Raw genomic sequence first — 24,171 nt, forward strand, 5'->3', positions numbered from 1 at the left:
CCCGGCGAGCACGCGGCCGGGGCCCTCAGGCCCCCGCCGCTGCCTGCGGCAACGCTTCCGGTCACTCGCGCCCACACGGCGCAGCCGCAGATCGCCGGGCCCCGTGCCCCGGACCGGCGCCCGCTCCGGAAGCTGCGACGCTCATTGACCGCGACCCGATACGCGGCCTAGTGAGGGTCCGCGCCGCGGGGGAAGGTGATCTCGACGCGGCGGTTCTTCTTGCGGCCTTCCTCGGTGCTGTTGTCGGCGATCGGGTAGTCCTCGCTGTAGCCGCGGACGTCGTAGGTGATGCCGGGGTTGGTGACGGTCTTGGCGAGTTCCGCCTGGACCGCGTCGGCGCGCTGCTTGGAGAGTTCCTTGCCGTGTTCGTAGCTGCCCTGGTCGTCGGTGAACCCGAAGACGCGGATGCGGGTGGCCTTCTGTGTGTTGATCTCCTGCGCGATGGCCTGGATGCGGGCGGCTGCCTGGGCGTTGAAGACGGCGCTGTTCTCGGGGAAGAGGACCTCGGACTGGAGGGCCATCATGACGTTCTGGTTGGTCTCCTGGCGGCGCTGCTCACCGCCGAGGTCTTCGACGACCTCGGCGATGTCGAGGACCTTGATGGGGGCGAGGGTGCCGCCTTGGGGGATCTTGAGGCCGGGCGCGTTGGAGTCGATGGGCACGGGGGCGGCGGGGGCGGGCTCGGTGCCGGGGGGTACAGAGGGCTTGGGCTCGTCGGCGTAGGCGCTCGTCGCGCCGAGAAGGTGGGCACCTGCGATGACGAGACCGGCGACGGCTGTCGCGGCGGCGGCGCGGTGGCGTTTGGTCATGGGGTCACCCGGAGATCTTGACGGTGGCCGGAGCGAAGGTGGGGAGGCTGAACTCGACCTCGCTCGTCGAGGATGGCGGCGTCGGGAACTGGGCGAAGAAGGGGATGGTCTGACCTGCGTCGACACTCGAGACTCCGGTCGTGCAGAGGCATCGGGACTCCGTGTCCCGCAGCACGTAGTAGCGCTTCTTACCGACCTTGTCGACCAGTGTTGCACCGGCTACGGACTCGCCTGTTCCCTTCAGCTCGATCCCGCGCCAGGCCACGGTGTCCTTATAGGACTGGCTGCCCGTGTTCTTGAGCTGGCCGCTGACGGTGAGAAAGCCACCCGGGTCCCTCGCGACGGAGTTGATCTCCAGGAGCATGCCTTCCTGCCCCTGGAGGGTGGCGACAACCACGGTTGGTGCAACGCTCTGCGCCTTGCCCGGAGAGGAGGCCTGGGCACCCGCGTTCTGCGACTGTGGCTGCGACGCCTTCGGGTTGCCCTTCGCGTCACCACTGCCGCCACCGCCACACCCGGCTGCGGTGAGGGCCAAGAGCGCAGCGACCACGAACGCCGCTCCCCCACGCACCTTTGCCATGTGCCGAATGCCCATCTATGACGCTTCCTTGTCTCTTGTGACCCGTCAATTGACGAGACGCACGCTGAAGAGCTTCCTACCCAACTCACGCAGGGAGCCCGGCTTCATCGGGTCGACCTTGATCGACCCGCCCTGGCCGCAGGTGAATATGACCGTGGGAGCCAGTGACACCGTCGGCGTGGGCTCCGGCCCATTCCGCCCGGTGGACGCTGTGGGTGTGGGGCTGGGATCGGCCACCTCGTCAAGGTGGCACTTCGACTCGACCAGAGCGGTGGCGGACGCCGTCCCGTGCATGCTGTCGGTGCCCGGAATCACGGACTCGCCGACCGTCCGGTTGCTCTCCACCTTCACGGTGAACTTGGGCGGTGACACCTCACATTGCGCCTTCGCGTCGTTGCGCGCCGCGAAGACGGCGGCCTGGGTGCAGGCGCCATTCGACTTGAGATGGTCCGCGTCAATGATTTTCGCCCAGTCCTCGGGCTTCAGCGCAGCGAGGTCGAGACCGAACAGGACCCGGTCCCGCGCCTCTCTTGCAGCCGCCAAGGCAGCCGCATCCGCTGCGCCTTGCGCACCGCTGCGGGTTACGGCTGCCTGGCCGACAACGAACAGAGCGAGTGCCACGAAGAGCAGGCCTGCCACCGCGACGACGTAGAATGGAAAGGCTTGCCCACCATCCGGCGACGACCGCACGCGCGCCCGCATCACCCGGCTTTGATGTCCGTCACGGCCTGCTTGATCCGCTTGGTGATCTCCGAACCGACGCCGGAGCCGACGATCGCGCCGATGATCACCACGACCACAAGGATGATGCCCAGGTACTCGAACGCCGTCTGCCCCCGGTCGAGGTGGGCGTACCGCTTGCGGATCCGGGACACCGCCGTGTCCGTCCAGCCGGTCAGGCGGATCTTCGCCTCGACCGACGCCTTCAGCAGCGAGTTGTGTGACATGGGGGTTCCCTCCCGGGCCGGTGCCGGTGCCGATTTGCGGACGGTACGGCGAGTGACGAGTGGTAACCAAGGGTCCCGGGGCCCAATTACGGACCCACTGCGCACCGCGTCTACCCATGTCCACTCACCCCCGGACGGGCGGTTCCGAGCCAGTGGGCTATCGCTTCGCTTCGGCTCGTGCTCTGGAGTTTGGCGAAGATGCGGTTGATGTGGTTCTTCACCGTCTTCTCGCTGATGAAGCACGCCGCCGCGATCCGCTGGTTGCTCATCCCGGACGCGATCAGGTCCATGATCTCCACTTCCCTCGAACTCAGGCCGAAGAGTACGGAGTTGTGCAGACGCTCCGGAGAGCTTGCCACAGTTCGTTGCGGTTGCGAAGAGGCGCGGAGCTCCGTGAGGAGGGTGCCGGCCGCGGTTGGCGTGAAGTGGGGGCGGCCTTCGCGGACGTCGTGGACCGCTCTCACCAGGCCGTCCGGCGTGAACTCGCCGTGGACCAGGTAGCCGCCCGCGCCCAGCAGGAGCGATTCCCGGACGATTTCCGACTCCCCGCTGTACGTGAGCATCAGGACCGGCGCCAGGCGGGCCAGGTGCGGCAGGGCCGAGATGCCGTCCACGCCTGGCATGCGGACGTCCAGCAGGACCACGTCCGGGGCGTGCCGGCGGGTGAGGCTGAGGGCCTCGCGGCCGTCCGAGGCCTGGGCGGTCACCGTGATGTCGCCCGCCGCCTCCAGGAGGGCGGCCAGGCCGGCCCGTACGACCGGGTTGTCGTCGGCGATCAGGACGCGGAGGCCGGGCATCAGGGGCTCCCTTCCAGGGGGAGGGTCAGGTGGATCCGGGTGCCCGGGTGGCCGTCCGGGTGGGGGCCCATGCGCAGGAGGGCCCCGAGCGTCGTGGCGCGCTCCCGCATGCCGAGCAGGCCGTAGCGGCCCGGGGAGCAGGCGGCCCCGGGCGGCAGGCCCCGGCCGTTGTCGGTGACCTCCAGGATGAGGCGCGTGGGGGTGGCCGTCGCCGTGAGGGTCACCCGGGTCGCGGACGCGTGCCGGCGGGCGTTCTCCAGGGCTTCCGAGGCGATGGAGAGGACGTGGTGGGCCGCCTCGGACGGGAGCGCGGGGAGCGGGCCCGGGGCGTGGACGTCCGTGTCGGGGCCCGCCAGGCGGTGCAGGGCCGGCAGCAGGGGGACGTCCGAGGGGGGCTCGCGGAGGTCGGTGAGCAGGGCCCGGGACTCCTCCACCGCGCGGCGGGCCGCCACCGCCAGGAGGGCGGAGCGGGTGCGGATCGCCGCCGGGTCGTCGGTGAGGGCCAGGGCGTCCGCCGTCAGGGCCAGGCCGTGCAGGGTCTTGGAGACCGAGTCGTGCATCTCCCGGGCCAGGCGGTCGCGTTCGGCGCGGACCGCCTCGGCCACCGCCAGCTGCGCGCGGGCCTCCGTCAGCCGGACCAGGAAGTCGCGGACGGAGGAGCCGGCGGCGCCCGACAGGACGCAGAGCAGGGACAGGACCAGGCCGCCGCCCAGCGCCGCCACCACCGCGGTCTGCACCGCCGCGTACACCGCCGAGCCGCGCCAGCCGTGGACGAGACCCGCCAGCAGCGGGGTGCCGAGGGCCACCAGGCCCAGCGGGGAGGAGGGGGTGGCGGTGATCAGCAGCAGGGTGCCCAGGGCCATGTCGGCGGCCAGCAGCCAGGGGTGGCGCAGGAGCAGGGGGCCGAAGCGCTCCCAGTCGCGGAAGAGGACGTACGAGAGCATGAAGGTGACGAGGACCGCCCCGGCCACGAGGCACGTCGGGGCGCCGTGCGCCGTGCGGGAGAGGGCCGGCGGGGCGCCCAGGGGGATCATCACCAGGCGCAGGGCGAAGACCTGGCGGCAGAGGGACTGGAGGGCGTTCGCCCGCAGGCGCAGCGGGGAGCCGCCGGCGGGCGCCGGTGCGGGGAGGGTCGGGGCGGCCATCGTCAGTCACCGCCCAGCAGGGCACCGAAGTCCACGTTCGCCCCGTAGACGAAGCCGCAGACCAGCAGGATCAGGGTCCCGGGCAGCATGAACACGGTCACCGCGAACGTGGCCTTGGGCACGGCGCGGGCGGCGCGGCGCCGGGCGTTCTGGGCGTCCGTGCGGCGCATGTCCTCGGCGATGGCGATCAGGGTGTCGACGATGGGCGATCCGAGTTCCTCGCCCTGCTGGAGGGCCGTGACGAACTGGGCGACCTGTTCGCTGTCGTTGCGGCGGCGCAGTTCGTCGAAGGCCTGGCGGCGGCTGACGCCCATGTCCATCTGCTGGAGGGTGATGCGGACCTCGTCCGCCCAGGGGCCCTCGTACTTCGCCGCCACGCGCTCCAGCGCCTGCCGGAAGCCGAGTCCCGCGCTGACGACGACCGCGAGGACGTCGAGGAAGTCGGGGAGGGTGCGCTCGATGTCGTCGCGGCGGACCCGGATCGCGGACCACAGGCCCGCCTCGATCCAGAACAGCCCGAACGCGACCATGAGGAGGGCGACGACCAGCCGGCCGTTGAGGAGCATCGCGAAGGCGCCGAGCCCGCCGAGGAAGCCGTAGACCGCGCGCCGGGCCGCGTACCGGTCGATGGTCAGGCCGGCCGGGTTGCCGGCGCGGTCGATCTGGGCGCGCTTGCGCGCCACCCGCCGGGGTCCCATCAGACGCAGCACCAGCGGCGCCCAGCGGATGCCGAGGCGGTCGACGAGCGAGCCGACGGCCGTCGTACGGGAGGAGCCGACCTCCAGGGCGAGGGCGAGGTCGGTCGGAAGGGCCACGTCGGCGCGGTAGAGGCGGATGCCGTGGAGGATGCCGAAGACCGAGAGGGCCGTCACGGCGGCCAGCAGGATCGGGAGGTAGGGGCTCATGGGTCTCGTCGTCCTCCCGTCAGACGTCGATCTTCGACAGGCGGCGGATGAGGACGAAGCCGAGCGTGAACAGGCCCAGGGCGATCAGGACCGCCGTCTGGCCGATCAGGGCGCCGGTCATCCGGTCCAGGGCGCCCGGCATCATCGCGTCGACCAGCAGCAGCGAGCCGAGCCCGATCGCCGGGACCAGGTAGGCCGTGACGGTGACCTGCGAGAGCTGCGTACGGATCTCCCTGCGCGTCTCCTTGCGCTGCTCCAGGGTCACCACCAGGTTGCGCAGGCTCCCGACGATGGCACCGCCGGCGCGCGCCGACAGGACGAGGGTGGAGACGAGGACGACCAGCTCGCGCGACGGCAGCCGGTCCACGATCTCCCCGAGCGACTCCTCGATGGAGTGCCCCACCGCGAGCCGGTCCGCGACCCGGGACAGCTCCTCGCCCGCCGGGGCCTCCAGCTCCTCGGCCGCGATGCCGATGGCCGTGCGCAGGGCGAGCCCGGCCTGGGTGGCGTTCGCGAGGATCCGGGCCAGCTCCGGCAGCTGGTTGACGAAGCGTTCGGTGCGCCGGGCCCGCTGCCAGGTGAGGAAGGCGTTCGCGGCCCACAGGCCGATCAGGCCGGCGACCGGGCCGAAGAAGGGCGCCAGGAGGGAGGCCGAGAGCAGCCAGAGCCCGGCGACCGCCATCAGCACGTAGACGAAGAACTCACCCGGGGTGAGGTCCAGACCGGTGGTCGCCAGCTTCAGCTCGATGCGCCGGCCGAGCCGTGTCCTGCGCAGGCGCCGGTCGACGCCCGGGAAGCGGCGCCGGCGGCCGGCCGGCTGCGGGGCGCCGTCGGCCGCGAGGCGTTCGACGAGGGCGGCGCGCTGGGCGAGGCCGGCGGAGTAGGCGTGCACCCCGAGGGAGACGAACAGGCCGGCCAGCAGGGTGGCGCCGAGGGTGAGGAGGACGAGGTGGGTCACAGGACGGTCCGTGGGGTCAGCGGGTCGAAGTGGTCCTCGGGCGGGGCGACCCCGAAGGCCTGGGGGATCGGCTGGTTGTTCATGTGGAGGCGCTCCGCGGTCCGGCGCGGCAGAGGGGCGTAGGCGAAGTAGCCGTGGACGCGCCCGTCGGCGGCCATGGGCTGGGCGACGTAGCGGCAGACCGTGGTGATCCGGAACGGTTCGCGGCCGTGCGAGTCGAGGACGGAGATCTCGGTGACGCGGCGCGAGCCGTCCCCGAAGCGGGTGAGCTGCACGATGACGTTGACGGCGCTGTTGATCTGGTCCTGGAGCGCCTCGAAGGGGATCTCGACCTCCGACATGGAGGCGAGGGTCTGGAGGCGCATCAGCGCGTCCTGGGAGCTGTTGGCGTGGACGGTGGCGAGGGAGCCGTCGTGGCCGGTGGACATCGCCTGGAGCATGTCGAGGGTCTCGCCGCCGCGCACCTCGCCGACGATGATGCGGTCGGGCCGCATGCGCAGGGAGTTGCGCACGAGGTCGCGGATGGTGATCTGGCCCTTGCCCTCGACGTTGGGCGGGCGGGATTCGAGCCGGATGACGTGCGCCTGCTGGAGCTGGAGCTCGGCGGAGTCCTCGATGGTGATGACGCGCTCGCCCTCCGGGATCAGGCCGGAGAGGGCGTTGAGGAGGGTGGTCTTCCCGGTGCCGGTGGCGCCGGAGACGATCACGTTCATGCGCGCCTGGACCATCCCGGAGAGCAGGAGCAGCATCTGCTCGTCGAGCGACCCGAGAGCGATCATCTCGTGCAGGGTGAAGGCGCGGGGGAAGCGGCGGATGGTGAGGGTCGCGCCGGTGAGGGACAGCGGCGGGATGATGACGTTGACGCGCTCGCCGCTGGGCAGACGGGCGTCGACCATCGGGTTGGACTCGTCCACGCGGCGGTTGACGGTGGAGACGATGCGCTCGATGGTCTGCATCAGCTGCTCGTGCGAGGCGAAGCGGATGGGCAGCTGCTCGACCCGGCCGGCGCGCTCGACGAAGATCTGGTCGGGGCCGTTGACCATGATCTCGGAGATGGAGGCGTCCTCCAGGAGCGGTTCGAGCACGCCGAGGCCGAGGGCCTCGTCCACGACGCGGCGGATCAGCTGGGCGCGTTCGGCGGTGGAGAGGACCGGGCCCTCGCGGCTGATGATGTGGCCGAGCACGCGCTCCAGGCGGGCCCGGCGCTCGGCGGGAGCGAGCGCGGACATCTCGGCGAGGTCGATCTCCTCCAGCAGCTTGGCGCGGTAGGAGGGGACGAGCCGGCCGTCCTCGCGGGGACCGTGGCGGTCGTCCGGGGTGGTGACCCGGGAACGCAGGCTCATGGGCGGGCTCCGGTCGGATCGTCGTTGGGCATCACGGCGGTGGCCTTCGCCGGGTCCACGGAGAGGCCGGGGACGATCGAGCTGATGGGGATCGTCACGGTGGCGGTGACCGCGTCGGCGGTCTTGGTCAGGCTCACGTCGGCGGTGAGGCCGCCCCGGACGGCGGCCTGTCCGGCCGCCTTCCCGCCCGAGCCCTTGCGGGCCTCCACGCGGGCGGCGGTGCGAGCGGCGGTGTCGGCCTGTTCGTGGACGTACGCGATCCAGCCCAGCTGGATCCCGCAGAGGGCGACGAAGAGGAGGATCGGGACGAAGCCGATGTACTCCAGCGCCACCTGGCCGCAGTCCCGGCCCCCGTGCCGGAGCAGGCCCCCGCGTCGGAGCCGACCCCCGTGCCGGTCCAGGTCCCCGTGCCGGAGCCGGCCGCGGTGCCCGTACCCGTCGCGGGCCCGGACCAGGTCCCGGGACAGCGCCCGGGGCCGGGGCCGGGTGCCCGGGCGGATGTGCGGTGAAGGACCCATGTCAGTCCGCCTCCCTCTCCATCGCCGCGCCCCCGGTGCCGGTGATCTCGCCGAAGTTCAGGCCGGGGTAGAGGACGGGGATCCTGAGCGTGACCGTGGTCTTGTAGACGTCGCCGGACCCGCCGCAGTCCGCCGTCATGCCCCACGCGCCCCCGATGTGCTCGGCGGCAGCCGCCCGGCAGGCCCCGTCGCCGTGCACGGCGCCCGCCCGCGCCCCCTCGTCGGCGGCGTTCCCGGCCAGGGAGAACGCGTACCCGATCAGTACGCACTCCCACACGGCCGCCACGAGCAGCAGGATCAGCGGCACCATGCCCACGAACTCCAGGGCCACCTGCCCCCGGTCCCGCTCCCGCTCCCCCCGCCGGCCGCGCATCCCTCAGCCCTCCCGGCCGCGCCGCAGCCGGGCCACCGGCCCAGCCGCGCGGACGGCCAGCGCCGAGCCGGCACCCGGGCCCGCGCCGGCCGCGGCGGACGCCGACCGCGGGGCCGACAGCAGCCCCAGCTCCCCCGCCAGGGCCCACAGGGCCTGCTTGACCGTCGAGCGGTTGTCGAGGTCCTGCACCCGGCCCGCGTCCACCACCCCCTGGAGCTCCTTGAAGGCGGCGGGGACCGGCGTGCGGGTCGGACGGGTCCTGGTGATCTTCTCGATCAGCGAGGGCTGGATCTCGGTGTGCCTGCTCCAGCGGTTGACCACCAGCGCGGTGTCCTCCGCCTTGCGCACCTGGAGCCGCTCCCACATCCGGACCATCCGCTTCGCCGCCCGTACGGCGACCACGTCCGGGGTGGTGACCAGGACCGCCACGTCGGCCTGTTCGACGGCGGTGGCGTTGGCGCCCGTCACCTGGGTGCCGCAGTCGACCACGACCAGTTCGTAGCGGGAGCGCAGGGCGCTGAGCACCTGCCGGGTGGCGCGTTCGTCGAGGTCCTCGCCGCGCTCCCCGTCCGCCGGCGCCAGCAGCAGGGCGAGGCCGCTGCGGTCCTCGTAGACGGCGTCCTGGAGGACCCGGGGCGAGATGTCCTGGATGCCGGCGAGGTCGGCGATCGAGCGGCGGAACTGGACGTCGAGGTACGAGCCGACGTCGCCGGCCTGGAGGTCGAGGTCCACGAGTGCCGTGCGCCGCCCCGAGGCGGCCGCGGCCAGGGCGAACTGGACGGCGGTGAAGGTGGTGCCCACGCCGCCCTTGGCCCCGCTGACGGTGACCACCCGGCCGCCCGGGCCGGAGACGGCCTCCGCGCCCCGGCCCAGGTGGCGGCGCACGCCCGCGGACCACTGGGCGGCCGCGCCGACCCGGGCGGCGAGCTCCTCGTAGTGCAGGGGCAGGCCGACCAGGCCCCGGGCTCCGGAGTCCATGGCGGCGGAGAACACCCCGGGCCCGGTGTCCGAGGAGAGCAGGACCACGCCGACGGCCGGGAAGCGCAGGGCAACCTCGCGGACGAGCTCCAGCGCGGGGACGGGCCCGATCCGCTCGTGGACGAGGACGACCTCGGGGAGTTCGTCGACGGAATCGGCGGCGAGGCGGCCCAGGGCGTCGAGCAGGGAGGTGGAGTCGGCGACGGGCGGGGCGGGCTCGGCGTCCGGGAGCTGGCTGAGCAGGGCGACGACGGAGCGGGCGGCGTCGGGATCGCCGGCCGCGGGCAGGATCCGAGTGGTCATCCGCGCCTCACCTGTCCCCGTCGAGGGTGTACGTGCGGTCGGCCGGGCCGGGCGTGGAGTCGGTGCCGGGGGCGACGAGGGCCAGGCGGACGTGCTCCGCGAAGGATTCGGCGTAGGCGACGCGCTGGGTGTCCTTGGTGTTCAGGGCAAAGGTGATCGGGACGGCCTCGGCCGGGCCCTTCCTGTCGCTGTCCTTGTCGAGGGCGGTCAGCTTGCCGACGCCCAGGACCCGGGCGTTGGCGACGATGATCACCGAGCGGGAGGGCTCGGACTCCTTGGCGCCCTTGAAGGTGGCGATGATGTTGACCTTGGCGCCGGAGGTGATCTTGCCGGCCACGCCGGTGGCCGCGTCGATCATGATGGCGATCTCCTGCTCCCCGGGCTGGAGCTGGGGTTTGTCGACGAACATGTCGCTCTGCAGCAGGGAGCCCTTCTTCAGCGTCGTGAGCGCGATCTTGCCCTGGAGGCTCCCGAGGTCGCTGACGGCGGTGTCGGACAGCCACCGCCTGGGGACCTTGACCTCCTCGAACTGGCCCGCGGTCAGGGCGCTGTACGGCGCGATGTCGCCCTTGACGCGGTACGCGACGACTTCGGCGCCGACCTTGGAGTTGACGTCGCCGATGACCACGAGCACCCCGGCGAACGCCGCGAGGGCGCACAGGGCCGACAGGAGCAGCAGGATGACGCCGCGGCGCTGGCGTGAGTTCATGAGCCGACTTACCTCGCCGTTCTTCGTTCGTTCGGGCGGTCAGGATCCGGATCTGGTGCGGGTGCCGGAGCGGGCGGCGGGGACCTCGGGCGGTGGTGCGGCGAGCGGGGCGGCGCAGAAGCCGCAGCGGTCGCCGATGAGCTCGAAGCCGCACCAGCGGCACTGCTCGCGGCGGACCGAGGCGACGAGCTGGTAGAGGACGGAGACGTCCGGGATGGCGGCGGCGAACTCGACCAGCCTGGGGGTGGCCCACCAGCGGGGCGAGTCGGCCGGGAGCGGGTTCTCCATCACGCCCTGCACCTTCCAGGCGGGGGCCAGTTCGGCCGCGACCCAGTCGGAGGACAGCTGTCCTCGGGCGAAGGTGAGGTGGGTGGCGAAGGCGGGTCCGGGGGGCAGCACCCCGGAGTGGGCCGCCGCCGCGGAGCCGCCGAGCCGGGCCAGGTGCGGCTGCGGGTGGGCGAGTACGGCGAACCGGGCGCTCGGCGACCAGGAGCGGGCGTGGGCCTTGAGCCCGACGGGGACCCGGTCCAGTTTGGCGACGCTGCCCAGCAGGGCGCCCGCGTAGATGTAGTGGGACAGCAGCCGGGCGGCGGAGGCGAGCACGCCGGGGCTGAAGTCGCTGACGGTGAGCTGGCGCAGCTGACGGGCCAGCACGGCCGTGCCCAGCGGCGGGAGGTCGACGTCGAGCAGCGCGATCCGGTCGGTCTCCAGGACGGCCCGGACGGTGTGCAGCCTGCGGACGGTGGCCGGGGGCAGCCAGGGCGGCACGAGGGCCACGAGGTGGCCGTGCCGCTCCAGCAGGGCGGTGGTCTCGGCGACCGCGCCCTCCAGGCCGGCCTCGCCGGGCGGGCTCAGGACGGCGGCTCCGGGGGTGTGCCGGTCGGGGGCCGGCAGCACCAGATCGGCACTGGTGACAGCGATGGCGGTCGGCACGCGAATCCCCCCGTTCACCCGGTGCGCGACGGCCGTTCCCCGGGCCGTCACGTACGCGCATGCGCACGCGGCCGCACGCATGACCCTGCGCGACCGCAAACATCCGACGCGCCTTCCCCCTTGCCCCAGCACCATATCCGCGTCACCCCTGGCTGGTCAGGGGCTTGGGGATTCCCGTGCCGGAAGGGTCGGTCGCAGGTGACGAAAAACCCGGACAACAGGGATCCGACAGCCATTCATTTCAAGCCACTTCGCAAACACCCTTGACACCAGGATTGGTCTGGACCAACTTGGCTGCGCCGGCACCTCCCCATGGGGACCCCACTCCCCCGCCCCTTCGACCCTCACTCGAACTCCTTTCCGCCCCACCCCTCCACTCCCCCCACGGAGTCCACGTGAACCGCATACGCTCCCTCGCCCTGCTGGGCGCCGCCACCCTTGCCGCGGGCGGGCTCTCCGCCCTCGCGACGGGCACGGCCCAGGCCGCCGACGTCGACGTCGCCCGCAACGGAGGCTTCGAGTCCGGCCTCACCGGCTGGTCCTGCTCCGGCGGCTCGGGCGCCGTCGTCACCTCGCCCGTCCACGCCGGCTCGGGCGCCCTGCGCGCCACCCCGGCAGGGCAGGACAACGCCCAGTGCAGCCAGACCGTCACGGTCAAGCCGAATTCCACGTACACCCTCAGCGCCCAGGTGCAGGGCTCGTACGTCTACCTGGGCGCGACCGGCACCGGCACCCAGGACGTCTCCACCTGGACCCCCGGCTCGGGCGGCTGGCAGAAGCTGTCGACCACCTTCACCACCGGCCCGAACACCACCCAGGTCACCGTCTGGACCCACGGCTGGTACGGCCAGCCGGCCTACCTCGTGGACGATTTCAGCGTCCTCGGCCCCGACGGGGGCGGCGGCACCGACCCCGGCCCGAGCCTCCCGGGCGCCCCCGCGGCGACCTCGGTCTCCGGCCAGGGCGACACCTCGCTCACCCTCGCGTGGAACGCGGTCGGCGGGGCGAGCGGCTACCACGTCTACCAGGACGGCGTCCGCGTCCGGACGGTGACCGGCACCTCGGCGCAGATCACCGGGCTCACCGCCGCCACCTCGTACTCCTTCCAGGTGAGCGCCTACAACGCGGCCGGCGAGGGGCCGAAGTCCGCCCCGGTGACGGGCACCACGACCGGCGGCGGGGGCAACCCGAACCCCGGCCCGTCCGTGCCCCGGCACGCCCTGACGGGCTACTGGCAGAACTTCGACAACGGGGCGACGGTCCAGAGGCTCTCCGACGTCTCCGCCCAGTACGACATCATCGCCGTCTCCTTCGCCGACGCCACGACCACGCCCGGGGCCATCACCTTCACCCTCGACTCGGCCGGGCTCGGCGGCTACACCGTCGCGCAGTTCAAGGCGGACGTCGCGGCGAAGAAGGCGGCCGGCAAGTCCGTCATCCTCTCCATCGGCGGCGAGAAGGGCACGATCTCGGTCAATGACTCCGCCTCCGCGACGAACCTGGCGAACTCGGCCTGGGCCCTGATGCAGGAGTACGGCTTCAGCGGGATCGACATCGACCTGGAGAACGGCCTCAACCCGACGTACATGACCCAGGCGCTGCGCGCCCTCGCGGCGAAGGCGGGCCCCTCCCTGGTCCTGACGATGGCTCCGCAGACCATCGACATGCAGTCCACGCAGGGCGGGTACTTCAAGACCGCGCTGGCGGTGAAGGACATCCTCACCGTCGTGAACATGCAGTACTACAACAGCGGTGCGATGAACGGCTGCGACGGCAAGGTCTACTCCCAGGGCCCGGTGGACTTCCTGACTGCGCTGGCCTGCATCCAGCTGGAGGGCGGGCTCGACCCCTCCCAGGTGGGCATCGGCGTCCCGGCCTCCCCCAGCGGCGCCGGCAGCGGGTACGTGTCGCCGACGGTCGTGAACAACGCCCTGGACTGCCTGGCGCGGGGGACGAACTGCGGGTCCTTCAAGCCGTCGAAGACCTGGCCGGGACTGCGCGGGGCGATGACCTGGTCGACCAACTGGGACGCCAAGGCGGGTAGTACCTGGTCGAACGCGGTGGGTCCGAAGGTCCACGGGCTGCCGTAGGCGGTAGGTGTGGGGGTGGCTGATTCGGTCCGGTGCGCAGTACCGGGTACGCCTGAGGCTATTGACCGGGACATGCCATAAGAGCACGCTGTGCGCGTCCGCACGGCTACCCCCACACTCCACCCAGGAGAACGCATGCGGCTCCACACCCGCCGGAGGGCCGCCGTCACGGCCGCCCTGCTGGCGCTCGCACTCGGCGCACCCGCCTACGGCATGAGCGCGACGGCAGCCCCGCCGCCCACCCCCTCGACGGCCACCCAGGACGAGGCGGTCGCCCAGTACGAGGTCAAGGGCCCGTCCACGGCCGCCGAGCGCACCGCCCTGCTGAGCAGCGGCGTCTCGATCGACGAGGTCGACGCCCGCTCGGTCGTGGTCAGCGCGAACCCGGCGCAGGCCAAGGCCCTGCGCGCCCGCGGCTACGAGCTGACCGCCCTGGCCGGCCCGCCGGACCGCTCCGAGCGCGGCGTCGCGACCCGCCCGATGGACTTCCCCTCGGCGGACTCCAAGTACCACAACTACGCCGAGGCGAGCGCGGAGATCGACCAGCGCATCGCCCAGTACCCCGGGATCATGAGCAAGCAGGTCATCGGCAAGTCGTACCAGGGCCGGGACATCGTCGCGATCAAGATCAGCGACAACGTCGGTACGGACGAGAACGAACCCGAGGTGCTCTTCACCGCCCACCAGCACGCCCGCGAGCACCTGACCGTCGAGATGGCCCTGTACCTGCTCCAGGAGTTCGGCTCCAAGTACGGCAGCGACTCCCGGATCACCGACATGGTGAACAACCGCGAGATCTGGGTCGTCCCGGACCTCAACCCGGACGGCGGCGAGTACGACATCGCCACCGGCTCGTACCGCTCCTGGCGCAAGAACCGGCAGCCCAACTCCGGCTCCACGGCCGTGGGCACCGACCTCAACCGCAACTGGGACTACAAGTGGGGCTGCTGCGGCGGCTCCAGCAGCAGGAAGAGCTCCGAGACCTACCGCGGAGCGGCCGCCGCGTCGGCGCCCGAGGTGAAGGTGGTCTCCGACTTCGTGCGCAGCCGGATCGTCGGGGGCAAGCAGCAGATCAAGGCCGCCATCGACTTCCACACCTACAGCGAACTCGTGCTGTGGCCCTTCGGGTGGACGTACAACGACACCGCGCCGGGGCTGACCGCGGACGACCTCGCGGTCTACAAGAAGATCGGCACCAGCATGGCCGCCAGCAACGGCTACACGCCGGAGCAGTCCAGCGACCTGTACATCACCGACGGCACGATCGACGACTGGCTGTGGGGCGACCAGAAGGTCTTCGCCTACACCTTCGAGATGTACCCGTCCGACACCGGCGGGGGCGGCGGCTTCTACCCGCCCGACGAGGTCATCGACCGCGAGACGGCGCGCAACAAGGACGCGGTGCTCCAGCTGCTGGAGAACGCCGACTGCATGTACCGCTCGATCGGCAAGGAAGCCCAGTACTGCGCGTAGCCGCAGCCGGGGCCGAAGGTCCGGGGCGCCCCGCCGCCAGGGGGGCGCCCCTCCCCTGTGCTCAGCCGAGGACGGCGAGGGCGTCGATCTCGATCAGCAGACCGGCGGGCAGGCCGACGTACACCGTGGTGCGGGCGGCGGGGACCTTGACGCCCTGCTCCTCGAAGTAGGCGTTGTAGATCTCGTTCATCTCGGCGAAGTGGGCCGTGTCGGTCAGGTAGACGCGGATCATCACGGCGTCGTCCCAGCCCGCGTCGCCCGCCTCCAGGACGGAGCGGACGTTCTCCAGCGTCTGGAGGGTCTGCTCGCGCAGGGTCGGGCCTGCGACGGCGGGCGGCCGGCCGTCGACGGCGGGGAGGTGGCCGACCTGGCCGGCCACATGGAGGATGTTGCCCTTGCGCACGCCGTGCGAGAACTTCGCAGGGGCGGCGGGGTGGGACTCGGGGTTGACGGCGGTCTTCTCGCTCACGGGATCCTCTGCTGGGTTCGTGGTGTCCGGTGCGGAGTGGTGCTCCGCACCGATGGTGTCAGCGGTACGGGGTGCGGGTGGCCGCGCTTCGAGCAGTTCGCTAGGGGCTGGTGCCCTCCGCCCCGCACCGGCGCCGGAACCGCGCGGCATTGACCCCTCGTCGTCACCGGTGTTACACCACAGGCACCACCCGCACCACCAGGAGGCCCCATGCCCAGCGACGCCGTCCGACGCCTCGCCGCCGAACCCGTCGACCACCGCTTCAAGGGCCTCCCCCCGGACGCCGAGGCCGCCGGCCTCACCGTCGGCGAGCTGGCCGCACAGGCCAGGGACCTGCACACCGGCGGGTTCACCACCCCCGTGCTGACCCTGGACGCCGACGCGCTCGACCACAACCTCACCGTCCTCGCCACCTACGCGGAACGCCACCACCTCGCCTTCGCCCCGCACGGCAAGACCTGCATGGCCCCCCAGCTCTTCGAACGCCAGCTGGAGCACGGCGCCTGGGGCATCACCGCCGCCGTGCCCCACCAGGCACGCGTCTACCGGGCCTTCGGGATCCAGCGGATCTTCCTCGCGAACGAACTCGTCGACCCCGCCGCCCTGCGCTGGGTCGCCGCCGAACTCGCGGCCGACCCCGCCTTCCGCTTCGTCTGCTACGTCGACTCCGTGCGCGGCGTCGAGCTCATGGACCGGGCCCTCCAGGGGCAGCCCGCCCGGGTCGACGTCGTCGTCGAGCTCGGCGCCGGCGAAGGGGCCCGCACGGGCGCCCGTACCGACGAGAACTGCCGGGCCGTCGCCGACGCCGTCGCCGCGGCCCCCGCCCTGCGCCTCGTCGGCATCGCCGGGTACGAGGCCGAGGTCCCCGACGCCGATCCGGAGAAGGTGCACGCCTGGCTCCGCCGGCTCACCGCCATCGCCGTCGAGTTCGACAAGGCCGGGCGGTTCGCGGCCGACGTCGAGGAGATCGTCGTCAGCGCCGGCGGCTCCGCCTGGTTCGACGCCGTCGCCGACGTCTTCGAGGAGCTGCCCGAGCTGTCGCGGCCGGTGCTCAAGCTGCTGCGATCCGGCGCCTACGTCTCCCACGACCACGGGTGGTACACCCGCCTGACCCCCTTCAACCGGGTCCCGGCGGAGGGCGGGCTGCGCCCGGCGTTCCGGCTCTGGACGCAGGTCGTCTCGCGCCCGTCCCCGGCCCAGGCCTTCGTCAACGCCGGAAAGCGCGACATCGCCTACGACCTCGGGCTGCCCGAGGCCGAGCTCGTCCGGGACGCGCTCACCGGCGAGGAGCGGGCCGCCGCCGGCGTGCGCGTCGTCAAGCTGTCCGACCAGCACGCCTGGCTGGAGACCGACTCCGCCGACGCCGTACAGGTCGGCGACTGGGTGGCGCTCGGAATGTCGCACCCCTGCACCATCTTCGAGAAGTGGCCGCTCATCCCGGTCGTCGGCGCGGACGGGGCCGTCCGCGAGTACGTGCGGACCTTCTTCTAGGAGACGGGCCTCCAGGAGGTGGACCTCGTCATCCGGGGAGCCCGGGTCGCCGACGGGACCGGCGGGGCGTCCTACCCCGCCGACGTCGGCGTGCACGAAGGGCGGATCGCCGCCATCGGACGGCTCCCCGGCGGCGGGCGGCTGACCGTCGACGCGCACGGGCTCGTCCTCGCGCCCGGGTTCGTCGACATGCACGCCCACAGCGACCTCGCGCTGCTCCGCGACCCGGACCACAGCGCGAAGGCCGCCCAGGGCGTGACCCTGGAGGTCCTCGGCCAGGACGGGCTGTCATACGCCCCCGTGGACGAGCGGACCCTGGCGCAGGTGCGGACCGCGATCGCCGGGTGGAACGGGACGGGGGAGGACATCGAGTTCGACTGGAGGACCGTCGGCGGGTACCTCGACCGGCTGGACCGCGCCCACGGCGGACAGGGCAGTGCCCTGAACGCCGCCTACCTCGTCCCGCAGGGGACCGTCCGGGCCTGCGTCCTCGGCTGGGAGGACCGGCCCGCCACCCCCGCCGAGACGGACCGGATGCGGCAGCTGGTGGCCGAGGGGATGGAGGACGGCGCCGTCGGGATGTCCTCCGGCCTCACCTACACCCCGGGCATGTACGCCTCGGGAGCCGAACTCGCCGAGCTGTGCGCGGTCGTGGCCCGCTACGGCGGCTACTACTGCCCGCACCACCGCTCGTACGGGCGCGGCGCCCTCGCCGCCTACGCCGAGATGCTCTGCCTGGCCCGGGAGACCGGCTGCGCCCTGCACCTCGCGCACGCCACCATGAACTTCGCGGAGAACGAGGGCCGGGCCCCCGAGCTGCTGGCCCTGCTGGACGCGGCGCTCGCCGCGGGGACCGACGTCACCCTCGACAGCTACCCGTACACCCCCGGCTGCACCACCCTCGCCGCCCTGCTGCCGGGCTGGGCGCACGAGGGCGGCCCCGAGGCCCTGCTGGCCCGGCTGGCCGACGGCGCCACCGCCGCGCGGATCCGGTACGCGCTGGAGGTGGAGGGGGCCGACGGGTGCCACGGGGTGCCGGTGGACTGGGCGACGGTCGAGGTGGCCGGGACCGGGGACCCCGCGTACGCGCACCACGTCGGCAGCCGCCTCCACGGCTGGGAGGACGCGCGCCGGCTCCTGCTGGGCGACCGGCTGGGTACGACCGTCCTCCAGCACGTCGGGCACGAGGGGAACGTCCGGGCGATCATGCGCCACCGCGTCCACACCGGCGGCTCGGACGGCATCCTGCACGGCGCGAAGCCGCACCCGCGGGCGTACGGTACCTTCCCGCACTACCTCGGCCGCTACGTGCGCGAGCTGGGCGTGCTCTCGCTGGAGGAGTGCGTCGCCCACCTGTCGGGCCGGCCGGCGGCGCGGCTGCGACTGCCGGACCGGGGGCTGGTGCGCGAGGGGTACCGGGCGGACCTGGTGCTCTTCGATCCGCAGACGGTCAGGGCCGGCTCCAACTACGAGAACCCGCGCACGCTGCCGGCCGGCATCCCTCACGTGCTGATCGACGGACGGTTCGTCATGCGGGACGGGCGCCGGACGGACGTCCTGGCCGGACGGTCCGTCCGCAGAACGGCCGTTGGGGCGTAGGACCTCCCTCTGCCGGCCCGGGTGTTCGCCCCCGCGGGGACCGGTCGGGCGACACATACGATGAACGGCATGGCCGCCTTCGTCCTCCCCGCCCTCCTCTTCCTCGCCCTGTGCGTCAGCGCGTTCAAGGACCGCCGCCGCTTCCGCAACGCGGTGCTGTTCGGGCTGACCCTCATCACGTTCTCGGCCGCCCTGCTCTTCCAGGTGACGGCGCTGCCGGGGTGGGCGGCGCTGACGATCATCGCGCTCGCCCTCGCCGCGCCCACGCTCGGCACGATGGCGATCGGCGCCTTCCTGATGGCCAACGGTGTGACGATGATCCGCAAGGAGGGACGCCGCCCGGCCAACCTGCTGTCGATGCTCGCGGGCCTCGGGATCTTCGGGATGATCGCGCTGCTGGTCGTCGTCCCGATGTTCCGCTCCACCCTCCTCAACGGCATGGCGGCGACCCTCACCCTGGTCGTCGCCTACGTCGCGTTCCTCTTCCTCTGCTTCCTCGGCTACGCCTTCCTCTACGGCCGGATCAAGGTGCGCGGCGACGTCGACCACGTGGTGATGCTGGGCTCCGGGCTGATCGGCGGGGACCGGGTGCCGCCGCTGCTGGCCTCGCGGCTGCGCAAGGGCAAGCAGGTCTACGAGGCACAGCTGGCCCGCGGCTCGCGTCCGCCGGTGCTGCTGACCTCGGGCGGCAAGGGGTCGGACGAGCGGGTCGCGGAGGCCCGGGCGATGGCGGACTGGCTGATCGCCGAGGGGGTTCCGGCGGAGCACGTCACGCTGGAGGACCGGTCCCGGACGACCGAGGAGAACATGCTGTTCTCGAAGGAGATCATGCTGGCGCACGACCCGGGCTACCGGTGCGTGGTGGTCACCAACAACTTCCACGCCTTCCGCGCCGCGATGCTCGCCCGCAAGACCGGGGTCAACGGGCAGGTCGTGGGCTCGCCAACGGCCCGCTACTTCCTGCCGAGCGCCATGCTGCGCGAGTTCGTCGCGGTGTTCTGGGAGCACCGGAGGGTCAACCTGTCGATCTGCGGGCTGCTGATCGCGGTCGGCGCGGCCGCGACCCTCACCGCCGTCTGAGGCGGGCGGGCGCGCGGGGCGCCCGGCGGCCCGGGCTTCCCGAGGTGCGTTCTTGGTGCCGGGGCCGGAGGATGGGGGCCTGGGGCACCGTAGGAGGTATCCGATGGACAGTGAAACCAACGAGCAGCCCACCCGGTCGGACCGGCTCTTCACCGGCGGTGAGCGGCCGTACGACCCCGAGGACCTGGTGATGGCGACCGGCCACGACCCGACTCCGGAGCGGGTCGAGAAGGCCCGGAAGCTGATCGAGGAGAAGGGCCCGTCCGTCATCGAGCGCTACCTGCCGTAGCCGGCGGCCGGCCGCACGCGCTGCTGTGGGCCACGGCCCGGGGTCGCACCCCGGGCCGTGGCCCGTCCGTGACCCCTCTGAAGAACGTCCGGTTCGCGGTGGCGATGGCCCGGACCAGCGCCCCGCACTCGGCGACCTCCCAGTTCTTCGTCAACACCGCCGACAACCCGACACTGGACCACACCGCCCCCACCGCGGCCGGCTACGGCTACGCGGTCTTCGGCGTGGTCAGCGAGGGGCGGGACGTCGTGGACTCCATCGCCGCGGTCCGCACGGGCCGGGCGGGCGGGCACGGGCACGTGCCGCTGGTGCCGGTGGTGATCGAACGCGCGGCCCTGCTGGGCTGAGCGGCGGAGATGCGCCGCGGGCGCGCCGCATCCAGAATCGGTGAAGACTCGTTAGCCGTAGGGGGGACGCCCTACGGAGGTCAGATGAACAGCGTCGCCGTCGCCGTCGACTGGGAGCACCCCACGGACCCGCGCCCGGGGCCGCGCCTCGAACACGTGCGCACGTACGTGTCGAGCGGGGGCACCGACGGACACCTGTGGCACGGGGTCCCCACCCTGCTGCTGACCACCCTCGACCGGGCCTCCGGCCGGGCGGTGCGCACCCCCCTGATCTACGGGCGGGACGCGGGCCGGCTGCTGGTGGTGGCCGCCGGCAGGGGCGGCCCGCACCATCCCTCCTGGTACGGCAACCTCGCCGCGCATCCGGAGGTACGCGTCCAGGTGGGCACGGCGGCCTTCCCGGCCTGGGCGCGGACGGCGGACCCGCAGGAGCGGGAGACGTACTGGGAGGCGATGACGGCACTGTGGCCGCTCTTCGACGACCACCAGGCGGCGGCACGGCCCCGGGAGCTCCCGCTGGTGATCATCGAGGGCTGAATCGAGGGCTGCCCGGGGGCCCGCTACGCCCCGGCGGGGGTGGCCACCGCGTGGTAGGTGCGGCCGGAGACGGTGTACTCGCCGAGCGGGGTCATACCGAAGGCGTCGACGTGCACCCGCCAGGAGGGGGCGTTGCCCGCCTCGATGAAGGCCACCAGGGCCTCGGCGCGTCCCGCCGACGCCTCGACGGCCCGCGCGAACAGGCCCCGGGCCACGCCGTGCCCCCGGAAGCCGGCGTCGACCACCACCGGTCCGTACAGCAGCCACGGCATCTCGCCCAGCGGGCGGCCCCGCCAGACCAGGCCGGCCTGGGCCCGCAGCAGCCCGGTCACCGCCGCCGGCGGGTCGGCCATGTCGGCGGCGACCGACAGCGCGAGCAGCCCGGCGATCCGGCCCTGCCCGTCGTCGGCCACCAGCAGCTCCCCGGCCGCTGCCATGTCCCGCAGGGTGGCGGCGTCGAAGGAGCCCTGGACGAAGCCCTGCGCGGCGCGCTGCTCCTCGGTCAGGGCGTCGTGGTGGTTGGCGGCGAACAGCAGGGCCAGGGCGGGCGCGTCGGCCTCGGTGGCGTATCGGTAGCGCATGGCGCCGATGCTGCCACGGCCCGGCGGCCGACGGCTCCGGCGCAGGGCGAGGCGGCGGGGGCCCGGGAGCCGGGCCGGACCCGTTCGGGTCACGGGGGGGGCGCGGCGGTGGCCCGTCGGGGGTGACGAGCGCAACACTGGAGTGAGCGCCGCCACCGATCGCCCATCCGATCCGCAGGCCGGAGAGGCCGGGAGGCCGCCGTTTCGAAGGGTGGACGGGGAGGCCACCCGTCCATCAGTTGAAACGGGACATTTCACTCCCTGGTGTCCGGCCGGAATGCCCCAGCGGACGAACAGAGAGGCCCGTAAGCTCCCGTCATGCAGGTGATCCAGTCAACGAAACTCGCCAATGTCTGCTACGAGATCCGCGGACCCGTCCTCGAAGAGGCGATGCGGCTCGAAGCGGCAGGTCATCGCATCCTCAAGCTGAACACCGGCAACCCCGCGGCCTTCGGCTTCGACTGCCCGCCGGAGATCCTCGAGGACATGCTGCGCAACCTGGGCAACGCCCACGGCTACGGGGACGCGAAGGGCCTGCTGTCGGCCAGGCGCGCGGTCATGCAGCACTACCAGACCAAGGGCATCGACCTGGACGTCGAGGACATCTACCTCGGCAACGGCGTCTCCGAGCTGATCCAGATGTCGATGCAGGCGCTGCTCGACGACGGCGACGAGGTGCTGGTGCCCGCCCCCGACTACCCGCTGTGGACGGCGTCCGTCAGCCTGGCGGGCGGCACGGCCGTGCACTACCGGTGCGACGAGCAGTCCGACTGGATGCCCGACCTGGCGGACATCGAGCGCAAGATCACCGACCGCACCAAGGCGCTCGTGATCATCAACCCGAACAACCCGACCGGCGCCGTCTACGACGACGAGATGCTGCGGGGCCTGACGGACATCGCGCGCCGCCACAACCTGATCGTCTGCTCGGACGAGATCTACGACCGGATCCTCTACGACGGCGCCACGCACACGAACACCGCCACCATCGCCCCGGACCTGATGGTCCTCACCTTCAACGGCCTCTCCAAGAACTACCGCGTCGCCGGCTACCGGGCCGGCTGGATGGCGGTCTGCGGCCCCAAGAAGCACGCCTCCTCGTACATCGAGGGCCTGACGATCCTCGCGAACATGCGCCTGTGCGCGAACATGCCCTCCCAGCACGCGGTGGCCACCGCGCTCGGCGGCCGGCAGTCGATCGTGGACCTGGTACTCCCCGGCGGGCGGCTGCTGGAGCAGCGCGACACGGCGTACGACCTGCTCACGCAGATCCCGGGCGTGACGTGCGTGAAGCCGAAGGGTGCGCTGTACCTGTTCCCGAAGCTGGACCCGGCGGTCTACAAGATCAAGGACGACCGGCAGATGGTCCTGGACCTGCTGCGGGCCGAGAAGATCATGGTCGTGCACGGCACGGGCTTCAACTGGCCCGAACCGGACCACTTCCGCATCGTGACGCTGCCCAACGCCACGGACCTCGCGGACGCGGTGACCCGCATCGGCCGCTTCCTGGACGGCTACGGCCAGCACTGACGGACGGGGCGCGGGGGGAGCCGTCCCAGACTCCGGATACAGCTCAACTTTAGAACGGATCCAAGGTAGGATGGTCTCCTGACCCCGCAGGAGGCCTCCTCATGTACGAGCCGATCCGCTCCAAGTCGGCCGTCCACGTCGTGGACGGCAACCGCGGCGAACCCCAGTACCCGCGCAGCAGCCGGGGCGAAGCCCTCGACATCCAGCTCGCCGGGCACCTCGCGGCCCTGCTGGCCGTCACCGACGAACTCGGCATGGAGGACGGCGGTGCCGCCCGCATCGCGGAGCAGGTGGCCCGCCTGCGCGGGTCCCAGCCGGTACGGGCCTCCTCCCCTCCCCTGTCCGACGACGCCGGCACCGCGGCCCTGCACCGACGCGCTCACGACCTCGCCGCCCGCGCCCTCCTCGTCGCCGCCTCCCGCGCCGACACCGCCGTGGCCATCCTCGCCGCCCAGCGCATGGACGCCCACGCCGCCGCCGCCAACCCGGCCGGCGCCCACTGACGGCCCCGGTCCGGCGCCGCGGAGGCTCCGGACCGGGCGCCACGAGTCCGAAGGCCTTCGGGCGGCAGATGAGGAAGAGAGCAGTCTCGCTGCCGAGTCCTCCGTTCCCCACAGCTGCTGCGCCAGCTCCTGCCGGGTTTTCAGGCGCTTCGCGATCGCGCGCAGTTTGCCGAGGTTCACGCCGTGGTCACCGCCGTGCCGCTCGTTCGCCGCCCGCGTCTTCGCGTCCTCCAGCCCGGCCCGCCCGGCCATCACCTCGGCCCCCACGTACGACGGCCGGTCGCGTGAGAGCGGGAAGCAGCCGCCGCGCGGGAGACGCAGGTCACATCCGGGCCGTGTCACAGGTCGCCGGAGTGCGGTGTCTTGAGGGCACAACGACACACAACGACGAAGGAACCCCACCATGAGCGCTCGCCTGGACCTCTTCGCCAACCCGGTCGCCGTCAAGGCCTGGAAGCACGTCATCGCGGCGAACAAGGCGCTCGGGGAGTCGGCCCTGCCGGCCGCGACGCGCGAGCTGGTGATGCTCCGTGCCAGCCAGATCAACGGCTGCGCCGGGTGCATCGACATGCACACCAAGGACGCCGCCGCCGCCGGCGAGACCTCCGTACGCCTCAACCTCGTGGTGGCCTGGCGGGAGGCCATGGTGTTCACCGAGGCCGAACGCGCCGCCCTGGAGCTGACCGAAGAGGCCACCCGTATCGCCGACGCCGCCGGCGGCGTCAGCGACGAGGTCTGGGGCAATGCCGCCAAGCACTACGACGAGGACCAACTGGCCGCCCTGGTCACCCAGATCGCCCTCATCAACGCCTTCAACCGCGGCAACGTCATCGTCCGGACGCCCGCCGGGGGCTACGAGCCCGGACAGCACCAGCACTGACGGC

Annotated in this window: 27 protein-coding genes and 1 pseudogene; 11 read left to right on the plus strand and 17 right to left on the minus strand. The window is 72.4% G+C overall.

From position 1 onward, the window contains the following. Positions 1-167 precede the first annotated feature (167 nt). From ACFY15_RS03670 to ACFY15_RS03735, 14 genes are all read right to left on the minus strand, one after another. Positions 168-809: an OmpA family protein gene (locus tag ACFY15_RS03670; protein ID WP_390685101.1), complete on the minus strand. Its 642-nt coding sequence runs from the start codon at positions 807-809 to the stop codon at positions 168-170. Positions 810-813: 4 nt separating this feature from the next. Beyond that, the gene (locus tag ACFY15_RS03675; protein ID WP_390685100.1) at positions 814-1,404 is read right to left on the minus strand and encodes a hypothetical protein; all 591 of its coding nucleotides are present in this window, start codon (positions 1,402-1,404) and stop codon (positions 814-816) included. A 30-nt stretch (positions 1,405-1,434) separates the two neighbouring features. Then, on the minus strand, positions 1,435-2,091 hold the full coding sequence (locus ACFY15_RS03680) for a pilus assembly protein TadG-related protein (RefSeq protein ID WP_390685493.1): 657 nt from the start codon (positions 2,089-2,091) through the stop codon (positions 1,435-1,437). After that, positions 2,091-2,336: a hypothetical protein gene (locus ACFY15_RS03685; RefSeq protein ID WP_390685099.1), complete on the minus strand. Its 246-nt coding sequence runs from the start codon at positions 2,334-2,336 to the stop codon at positions 2,091-2,093. Before ACFY15_RS03685 ends, ACFY15_RS03680 begins: the two co-directional genes overlap by 1 nt. A 110-nt stretch (positions 2,337-2,446) precedes the next feature. After that, entirely contained in the window at positions 2,447-3,133 is a 687-nt protein-coding gene (locus tag ACFY15_RS03690; RefSeq protein WP_390685098.1) for a response regulator, read from the minus strand. After that, entirely contained in the window at positions 3,133-4,278 is a 1,146-nt protein-coding gene (locus tag ACFY15_RS03695) for a sensor histidine kinase (RefSeq protein ID WP_390685097.1), read from the minus strand. The genes ACFY15_RS03690 and ACFY15_RS03695 overlap by 1 nt, the downstream gene beginning before the upstream one ends. 2 nt (positions 4,279-4,280) lie before the next feature. Beyond that, on the minus strand, positions 4,281-5,183 hold the full coding sequence (locus tag ACFY15_RS03700; protein ID WP_390685096.1) for a DUF5936 domain-containing protein: 903 nt from the start codon (positions 5,181-5,183) through the stop codon (positions 4,281-4,283). A 19-nt stretch (positions 5,184-5,202) separates the two neighbouring features. Further along, positions 5,203-6,141, minus strand: coding sequence for a type II secretion system F family protein (locus tag ACFY15_RS03705; protein ID WP_390685095.1), 939 nt, complete (start codon positions 6,139-6,141; stop codon positions 5,203-5,205). Further along, on the minus strand, positions 6,138-7,484 hold the full coding sequence (locus ACFY15_RS03710; protein WP_390685094.1) for a CpaF family protein: 1,347 nt from the start codon (positions 7,482-7,484) through the stop codon (positions 6,138-6,140). Before ACFY15_RS03710 ends, ACFY15_RS03705 begins: the two co-directional genes overlap by 4 nt. Further along, entirely contained in the window at positions 7,481-8,002 is a 522-nt protein-coding gene (locus tag ACFY15_RS03715) for a TadE/TadG family type IV pilus assembly protein (protein ID WP_390685093.1), read from the minus strand. The genes ACFY15_RS03710 and ACFY15_RS03715 overlap by 4 nt, the downstream gene beginning before the upstream one ends. 1 nt (position 8,003) lies before the next feature. After that, positions 8,004-8,375 carry a TadE/TadG family type IV pilus assembly protein gene (locus ACFY15_RS03720; protein ID WP_390685092.1) on the minus strand — a complete coding sequence of 124 codons (372 nt, stop codon included), beginning with the start codon at positions 8,373-8,375 and terminating at the stop codon, positions 8,004-8,006. A gap of 3 nt (positions 8,376-8,378) precedes the next feature. Further along, the gene (locus tag ACFY15_RS03725) at positions 8,379-9,656 is read right to left on the minus strand and encodes a CpaE family protein (protein ID WP_390685091.1); all 1,278 of its coding nucleotides are present in this window, start codon (positions 9,654-9,656) and stop codon (positions 8,379-8,381) included. Positions 9,657-9,663: 7 nt separating this feature from the next. After that, positions 9,664-10,365 (minus strand): Flp pilus assembly protein CpaB, encoded by a 702-nt coding sequence (cpaB, locus tag ACFY15_RS03730; RefSeq protein WP_390685090.1) that lies wholly within the window; start codon positions 10,363-10,365, stop codon positions 9,664-9,666. 39 nt (positions 10,366-10,404) lie between these two features. After that, positions 10,405-11,298, minus strand: coding sequence for a hypothetical protein (locus tag ACFY15_RS03735; RefSeq protein ID WP_390685089.1), 894 nt, complete (start codon positions 11,296-11,298; stop codon positions 10,405-10,407). Positions 11,299-11,693: 395 nt separating this feature from the next. Here ACFY15_RS03735 and ACFY15_RS03740 point away from each other — a divergent pair, with 395 nt between their 5' ends. After that, positions 11,694-13,388 carry a chitinase gene (locus ACFY15_RS03740; RefSeq protein ID WP_390685088.1) on the plus strand — a complete coding sequence of 565 codons (1,695 nt, stop codon included), beginning with the start codon at positions 11,694-11,696 and terminating at the stop codon, positions 13,386-13,388. Positions 13,389-13,523: 135 nt separating this feature from the next. Beyond that, a complete protein-coding gene (locus tag ACFY15_RS03745; protein WP_390824949.1) occupies positions 13,524-14,861 on the plus strand; it encodes a M14 family metallopeptidase in 1,338 nt (445 codons plus the stop codon). Positions 14,862-14,922: 61 nt separating this feature from the next. Here ACFY15_RS03745 and ACFY15_RS03750 read toward each other — a convergent pair whose 3' ends face one another. Continuing rightward, the gene (locus tag ACFY15_RS03750; protein WP_390685086.1) at positions 14,923-15,330 is read right to left on the minus strand and encodes a RidA family protein; all 408 of its coding nucleotides are present in this window, start codon (positions 15,328-15,330) and stop codon (positions 14,923-14,925) included. A 210-nt stretch (positions 15,331-15,540) separates the two neighbouring features. Here ACFY15_RS03750 and ACFY15_RS03755 point away from each other — a divergent pair, with 210 nt between their 5' ends. The 6 genes from ACFY15_RS03755 to ACFY15_RS03780 all read left to right on the plus strand — a co-directional run bounded on the left by ACFY15_RS03755 (position 15,541) and on the right by ACFY15_RS03780 (position 20,673). Continuing rightward, a complete protein-coding gene (locus tag ACFY15_RS03755) occupies positions 15,541-16,821 on the plus strand; it encodes an alanine racemase (RefSeq protein WP_390685085.1) in 1,281 nt (426 codons plus the stop codon). A gap of 18 nt (positions 16,822-16,839) precedes the next feature. After that, positions 16,840-18,420 (plus strand): amidohydrolase family protein, encoded by a 1,581-nt coding sequence (locus ACFY15_RS03760; protein ID WP_390685084.1) that lies wholly within the window; start codon positions 16,840-16,842, stop codon positions 18,418-18,420. Between the two features lie 69 nt (positions 18,421-18,489). Next, positions 18,490-19,500: a YdcF family protein gene (locus tag ACFY15_RS03765; protein WP_390685083.1), complete on the plus strand. Its 1,011-nt coding sequence runs from the start codon at positions 18,490-18,492 to the stop codon at positions 19,498-19,500. A 103-nt stretch (positions 19,501-19,603) separates the two neighbouring features. Beyond that, positions 19,604-19,789 (plus strand): hypothetical protein, encoded by a 186-nt coding sequence (locus tag ACFY15_RS03770; protein ID WP_365153951.1) that lies wholly within the window; start codon positions 19,604-19,606, stop codon positions 19,787-19,789. Between the two features lie 68 nt (positions 19,790-19,857). After that, positions 19,858-20,136 (plus strand): peptidylprolyl isomerase, encoded by a 279-nt coding sequence (locus tag ACFY15_RS03775; RefSeq protein WP_390685082.1) that lies wholly within the window; start codon positions 19,858-19,860, stop codon positions 20,134-20,136. Positions 20,137-20,220: 84 nt separating this feature from the next. Continuing rightward, the gene (locus tag ACFY15_RS03780) at positions 20,221-20,673 is read left to right on the plus strand and encodes a nitroreductase family deazaflavin-dependent oxidoreductase (RefSeq protein ID WP_390685081.1); all 453 of its coding nucleotides are present in this window, start codon (positions 20,221-20,223) and stop codon (positions 20,671-20,673) included. Positions 20,674-20,696: 23 nt separating this feature from the next. Here ACFY15_RS03780 and ACFY15_RS03785 read toward each other — a convergent pair whose 3' ends face one another. After that, a complete protein-coding gene (locus ACFY15_RS03785; RefSeq protein ID WP_390685080.1) occupies positions 20,697-21,254 on the minus strand; it encodes a GNAT family N-acetyltransferase in 558 nt (185 codons plus the stop codon). A 318-nt stretch (positions 21,255-21,572) separates the two neighbouring features. On the opposite strand from ACFY15_RS03785, the gene ACFY15_RS03790 reads away from it, so the two are divergent. Then, positions 21,573-22,784 (plus strand): pyridoxal phosphate-dependent aminotransferase, encoded by a 1,212-nt coding sequence (locus tag ACFY15_RS03790; RefSeq protein ID WP_390685079.1) that lies wholly within the window; start codon positions 21,573-21,575, stop codon positions 22,782-22,784. A gap of 101 nt (positions 22,785-22,885) precedes the next feature. After that, the gene (locus ACFY15_RS03795; RefSeq protein WP_390685078.1) at positions 22,886-23,287 is read left to right on the plus strand and encodes a hypothetical protein; all 402 of its coding nucleotides are present in this window, start codon (positions 22,886-22,888) and stop codon (positions 23,285-23,287) included. A 49-nt stretch (positions 23,288-23,336) separates the two neighbouring features. On the opposite strand, the pseudogene ACFY15_RS03800 reads toward ACFY15_RS03795, so the two are convergent. After that, positions 23,337-23,539, minus strand: a pseudogene (locus ACFY15_RS03800) (DNA alkylation repair protein); the annotation flags it as partial. Positions 23,540-23,690: 151 nt separating this feature from the next. Between ACFY15_RS03800 and ACFY15_RS03805 the strand changes: the two are divergent. After that, the gene (locus ACFY15_RS03805; protein ID WP_390685077.1) at positions 23,691-24,167 is read left to right on the plus strand and encodes a carboxymuconolactone decarboxylase family protein; all 477 of its coding nucleotides are present in this window, start codon (positions 23,691-23,693) and stop codon (positions 24,165-24,167) included. Positions 24,168-24,171: the final 4 nt, after the last annotated feature.

The organism is Streptomyces sp. NPDC001373, assembly GCF_042895815.1.
Classification (GTDB): Bacteria; Actinomycetota; Actinomycetes; order Streptomycetales; family Streptomycetaceae; genus Streptomyces.